The organism is Brevundimonas sp. (assembly GCF_032107865.1).
GTDB lineage: Bacteria > Pseudomonadota > Alphaproteobacteria > Caulobacterales > Caulobacteraceae > Brevundimonas.
This window is the reverse complement of record NZ_DAMCNG010000173.1, coordinates 1-5,734: the sequence shown is the minus strand read 5'-3', so window position 1 is coordinate 5,734 and position 5,734 is coordinate 1. Positions and strand designations below refer to the sequence as shown.

Annotated in this window: 6 protein-coding genes; 4 read left to right on the top strand and 2 right to left on the bottom strand. The window is 69.8% G+C overall.

The window, feature by feature from the left end; all coding sequences use genetic code 11:
- The coding region (locus tag RT567_RS12860) for a leucyl aminopeptidase family protein (RefSeq protein ID WP_409516177.1) at window positions 1-821 on the top strand (821 nt) is incomplete at its 5' end.
- Between the two features lie 12 nt (window positions 822-833).
- On the opposite strand, the gene greA is transcribed toward RT567_RS12860, so the two are convergent.
- The gene (gene greA, locus RT567_RS12855; RefSeq protein WP_313576710.1) at window positions 834-1,316 is read right to left on the bottom strand and encodes a transcription elongation factor GreA; all 483 of its coding nucleotides are present in this window, start codon (window positions 1,314-1,316) and stop codon (window positions 834-836) included.
- Between the two features lie 47 nt (window positions 1,317-1,363).
- On the opposite strand from greA, the gene RT567_RS12850 reads away from it, so the two are divergent.
- The 3 genes from RT567_RS12850 (at window position 1,364) to RT567_RS12840 (ending at window position 5,488) form a co-directional block, all read left to right on the top strand.
- Complete coding sequence (locus RT567_RS12850) at window positions 1,364-2,578, top strand: TIGR03862 family flavoprotein (RefSeq protein ID WP_313576709.1); 1,215 nt, start codon at window positions 1,364-1,366, stop codon at window positions 2,576-2,578.
- 72 nt (window positions 2,579-2,650) lie between these two features.
- Window positions 2,651-4,297 carry a M28 family metallopeptidase gene (locus RT567_RS12845; protein ID WP_313576708.1) on the top strand — a complete coding sequence of 549 codons (1,647 nt, stop codon included), beginning with the start codon at window positions 2,651-2,653 and terminating at the stop codon, window positions 4,295-4,297.
- 45 nt (window positions 4,298-4,342) lie between these two features.
- Window positions 4,343-5,488, top strand: a complete 1,146-nt coding sequence (locus tag RT567_RS12840) for a serine hydrolase domain-containing protein (protein ID WP_313576707.1) — start codon at window positions 4,343-4,345, stop codon at window positions 5,486-5,488.
- Window positions 5,489-5,497: 9 nt separating this feature from the next.
- Here the strand turns inward: RT567_RS12840 and RT567_RS12835 are convergent.
- Window positions 5,498-5,734: hypothetical protein (locus RT567_RS12835; protein WP_313576706.1), on the bottom strand; the 237-nt coding region annotated here is incomplete at its 5' end.

Below are 5,734 nucleotides of genomic sequence, written 5' to 3'. Positions count from 1 at the left end.
AGGGCTCCAGCCGCCCGCCGCGCCTGCTGGCCGTACGCTATCGCGGCCAGGGCGCCGCGAGCGACGGCCCCGTCGCCCTGCTGGGCAAGGGCATCACCTTCGATTCCGGCGGAATCTCGCTGAAGCCGGGCGCCAACATGGGCAATATGAAGATGGACATGTCCGGCGCCGCCAGCGTGGTCGGCGCGGTCCTGGCCCTGGCCAAATCCGGCGCGCCGGTGGACGTGGTCGCCGTCGCCGCCCTGGCCGAGAACATGCCCGACGGGAACGCGATCCGTCCCGCCGATGTGCTGACCGCCATGAACGGCAAGACCATTGAGATCATCTCGACCGACGCCGAAGGCCGCCTGGTGCTGGCCGACGCCGTGGTCTGGGCCGACACGACGCTGAACCCCGCCGCCATCGTCGACGTGGCCACCCTGACCGGCTCGGTCGGCGGCGCCCTGGGCAATGACTATGCGGGCCTGTTCAGCCGTCACGACGTCCTGGCCGACCAGCTGAAGACCGCCGGCGACGCCACGGGCGAAACCCTGTGGCGCCTGCCGCTGCATCCCAACTATGTGCGGGCGACCTCTTCGGCCATCGCCGACATCAAGAACTCGGGCGACGGCGGCGCGGGCGCGGGCACCGGCGCCCACTTCATCGGCTATTTCGCGCGACCCGAGACGCCCTGGGCGCATCTGGACATCGCCAACATGGCCTTCGGCGCCGCCAATGACGTCAAGCCAGCCGGGTCGGCCGGCTACAGCGTCCGCCTGCTGGAGCGGTTCGTGCGCGACTTCCAGCCGGTGGCGAAGGAGAAGGGCGCGGGCGGCTACTGAAGCCGCCCCCTCTCAACCTTCCTTGATGGCGACGATCTCGACCGACTGGCCCGCGACCGTCGCCTCATCCCCCTCGCGTTTGCCCATCAGGGCGCGGGCCAAGGGCGAGACGTGGCTGACGCTGCCCTGGGTCGGGTCGGCCTCGTCCTCGCCGACGATGCGCCAGGACTGGGTGCGGCCGTCTTCGCGCTCGATCGTCACCGTGTCGCCGAAACGCACCTTGCCGTCGGGCGGCGCCTCGACCAGCTGGGCCGTGCCCCGACGCGCCGACCAATAGCGCAGATCGCGCGTCGCCCGCGCCATGGCGGTGCGGTCGGCCTCGATCGAACCCGCCGCCTGAGCCGCCGTATAGGCCGCGCGCGCAGCCGCCAGCTCGGCCTCGATCTGGGCCAAACCCTGCGGCGTGACGAGGTTGGGATGGGGCGAGATCGGCCGGTCCGGCAGGTCCGCTGCCGTGGCTTCCAGATCTTCTTCCCGTGTAAAGGCGACGCTCATGTCCGCCAGCATAGGCCGCAGCGGTCATTCCGGCTAGGAAGGCGTCGATGACCTCCGCCCCCACAACAGTCGCCGTAATCGGCGCCGGTCCCGCTGGACTTATGGCCGCCGAACGTCTGGCTCAGGCAGGCCTGCGCGTCGTGGTGCATGAGCGGATGCCTTCGGTCGCGCGCAAATTCCTGATGGCCGGGCGCGGCGGGCTGAACCTGACCCATTCGGAGCCGCTAGAGCCATTCCTGAACCGCTATGACGCCGCCGCGCAGGCGCGCATCAAGGGCTGGCTGGACGCCTTTTCGCCCGCCGACCTGATCGACTGGGTCGATGGGCTGGGCCAGCCAACCTTCGTCGGTTCGTCCGGCCGGGTGTTCCCGAAAGCGATGAAGGCCTCGCCCCTGTTGCGCGCCTGGCTGGCGCGACTGGAGGGTCTAGGCGTCGAGGTCCGCACCCGCTCGCGCTGGACCGGCTGGCGAGGCGAGGCCCTAATCTTCGACACGCCTGAGGGCGAGCAAACCGAGCGGCCGGACGCCATCCTTCTGGCTTTAGGCGGCGCCAGCTGGGCCAAACTGGGGTCGGACGCCGCATGGGTTCCGGCGCTGGAACAGGCCGGCGCCGCCGTCGCCCCCTTCCGACCCGCCAATGTCGGCTTTGATATCGCGTGGTCGCCGCTGTTCCGCGAGCGCTTCGCTGGAACGCCGCTGAAAGGCGTCGCCCTGACGCATGACGGGCGCACCGTGCGCGGCGAGGCCATGATCGCCGCCTATGGGATCGAGGGCGGCGGCGTCTACGCCCTGTCCGCCGGGCTGCGCGAGGCGGTGGCGCGTGACGGGTCGACCGTGCTGACGCTCGACCTGCGGCCAGATCTCGACGCTATAGCTCTGACGCAACGCCTGTCGAAACCGCGCGGCAAGGACAGCCTGTCGAACTGGTTGCGCAAGGCCGCCCGACTGGACGCCGCCGCTGTCGCCCTGTTGCGCGAAGGCAAGCTCCTGCCCGCAGACCCCGCCGAACTGGCCGCCCGGATCAAGGGCGCCGCCCTGACCTTGACCGGGGTGCAGGGTCTAAGCCGCGCCATTTCCTCGGCCGGGGGCGTGACGCTGGACGCCGTGGACGAACGGCTGATGCTGAAGGCGCGACCCGGCGTCTTTGCCGCGGGCGAGATGCTGGACTGGGAGGCGCCGACCGGCGGCTATCTGCTTCAGGCGTCCTTCGCCTCGGGCGTCGTGGCGGCGGACGGCGTGCGCGCCTGGCTGGCGGCGCGCTGAGGCCTTTCGGGGTCGACAGCGGCGGTCTCAGGGGGCAGCGTGGCGCAAACATTTCAGATGTCGAGCCTGTCCATGTCCCTGCCCCGTTCCGCCGCCGTCGGCCTGATCGCCGCCCTGATGTGTTCGACCTCCGTCCTGGCACAGAGCGCGCCCGGCCAGGTCGATCCGGCCCGGCTGAACGAAGCGACCCGTGTGCTGGCGTCCGATGAGTTCGAAGGTCGTGCGCCCGTCACGCCCGGCGAAGACCGCACCATCGCCTGGCTGTCGCAGCAGTTTCAGGCGCTGGGCCTGGAGCCCGGCGGCCCGAACGGATCGTGGGTGCAGGTGGCCCAGGTCAGCCGCACCAGTCAGGACGGACCCGCCGCCATCAGCGTCTCCTCCAACGGCCGCACCACCGAACTGCAGCGGGCCAAGGACGTCATCGTCTCGTCCGACCGGCCGGTGGAGCGCATCACCCTGACCGATGCGCCGCTGGTCTTCGTCGGTTATGGCGTCGATGCGCCCGAGCGTGGCTGGGACGACTACAAAGGCGTCGACCTGACCGGCAAGATCATGCTGGTGCTGGTCAACGACCCCGACTTCGGCGCGCCCGAAGGCCATCCGGTCGCGGGCAAGTTCGACGGTCAGGCCATGACCTTCTATGGCCGCTGGACCTATAAGTTCCAGGTGGCGGCGGCGCACGGCGCGGCGGGCGTGCTGGTCATCCACGACACGCCGGGCGCGGGTTATCCCTGGTCGACGCTGGAGAATTCCTCGACCGCGCCCAAGTTCGACATCGTCCGCGCCGACCCGAACAAGGAGCGCGTCGCGGCGCAGGGCTGGATTCAGGGCGCTGTGGCCGAACAGTTGTTCCGGGACGCCGGGCTGGACTTCGCCGCCCTGAAGGACCAGGCGCGCACCCCCGACTTCCGCCCCGTGGCGCTGGACGGCGTCAGCATGTCCATCGACTTCGGCCAGAAGGCCGACCGGGTCGAGACCCGCAACGTCATCGGCCGCCTGCCCGGCGCGAAATACCCGAACGAGACGGTGATGTTCGGCGCCCACTGGGACGCCTATGGCCGCGCCACGCCCAAGAACGGCGACGACATCTATAACGGCGCCGTGGACAACGCGACGGGCGTCGCGGGCGTCATGGAGATCGCCCGCCTGTTCGCCGAGGGGCCGCGCCCCGAACGCTCGACCGTCTTCATCAGCTGGGCGGCCGAGGAAACCGGTCTGCTGGGCGCCGAATACTATGCCGCCAATCCGGTCTGGCCGCTGGAGACGACGGTCGCCAACATCAATATGGACAGCCTGCTGCCGGGGACCGAGATCGACCCGAACATCGTCGTCATCGGCGCGGGCAAGAACGATCTGGACGACCGGCTGGCGGTGCTGGCCGCGCGCGAAGGTCGCCGCCTGATCCCCGATCCGGCGCCGCACGCGGGGGCCTTCTATCGCTCGGACCACTTCCCGCTGGCGAGGAAGGGCGTGCCCGCCCTGTTCGCCGCAGCGGGCTTCACCGGCCATAATGAAGCCAGCCGCGATTACGTCGCCAACCGCTACCATCAGCCCACGGACGAATGGACGCCGCAGTGGAAGATGGACGCCGCCGCCGCCGATGTTCAACTGCTGTATGAAGTCGGCCGCGACCTGGCCAATTCGCGCGACTGGCCCGCATGGAAGCCGGGCGACGAGTTCGAGGGCGCGCGCAACGCCTCGGCGTCGGCGCGCCAGTAATCGGCCGCAAGTGACCTGAAGCCGACAAAGCGTTAGAGCCGTCTCATGACCAGCCTCCCCGAACTCCACGGCGTCTGTCCGCCGCGCTTCAACGCGGTGAAGGACGCCTTCGCCGCCAACTTCACCGATGCGCCCGAGGGGCTGAACGAACTGGCCGCGCGTTTTTCCGTGACCATCGACGGCGAAGTGGTGGCGGACCTGTGGGCTGGCTCGGTCGATCTGGCCGGGACAAAGCCGTTCGCCGAAGACACGCTGGTCCCGGTCTTCTCCACCGGCAAGGCGGTGATGGCCCTGATGATCGCGCGCTGCGTGGACAAGGGGCTTCTGTCCTATGAGGACCGGGTCGCCGACCACTGGCCCGCCTTCGGCGCGGCGGGCAAGGACCAGCTGACCGTCGGCCAGTTGATGAGCCACCAGTCCGGCCTGCCGGGCTTTTCCGACGGCGTCGAACCGGCCATCTGGTTCGACCGTCAGGCGGTGCTGGACAAGCTGGCGGCCCAGACGCCGCTGTGGGCGCCGGGCACGGCGTCCGGATACCACCCCATCACCATCGGCTATCTGGCAGGCGAACTGTTCCGCATCGTCGACGGGCGGACGATGGGGACGGCCCTGCGCGAAGACTTCGCCCAGCCGTTCGATCTGGACCTGTGGATCGGCCTGCCCGAGGCCGAACACGACCGCGTCGCCCAGCTGCGCAAGCCCGCCGCCGCGCCGGACCTCGGCCCTGTCGACGCCATCAAGAAGGCCGCATTCCTGGATCGCGGCTCGGCGCCCGGCGGACGCGGCTCGACCGAGTGGCGCATGGCGGAGATTCCATCCGCCAACCTGCATGGCACGGCCAAGGATCTGGCGCGGATGATGTCCATCGTCGCCACAGGCGGCGCGCTGGATCACTTGACCGTGCTGTCGGAAGAGACCCTGGCCCAGACCACGCGCGAGCGCATCCACGGACCGGACAGGGTGCTGCCCTTCGACATGAGCTGGGCGGCGGGCTTCACCCGCAATCAGGGCCTGAACATCTTCGGCCCCAACCCGACAACGGTCGGCCACACAGGCTGGGGCGGGTCGATGGCGTTTGCGGATCAGGCGGCGGGCGTCTCGGCCGCCTATGTCATGACGCGCCAATCGCCCCACCTGCTCGGCGACCCGCGCGCGCTGCGCTTGGTTGAGGCGCTCTACACGGCCTTGTAAGGCGGCGTCTTAGGCTTCCGGCCCCCAGGCCAGCTGGTCGTGGACGATCAGCCAGCCGTCGACCGTGCGGCGCAGGATGCGGGTGAACAGACCGCGATGGGTCTTGCCGTCGCGCGTCATCACCGCCCGGCCCGAGACCACCGCCGTGTTGACGTCGAACTGCATGGTCTCGAACCACTCATAGGACAGCGCCCCCAGACCGCCCGGCGCCGCCGCGCGGGCGTCCAGGGCGGCGCGCACGCTGTC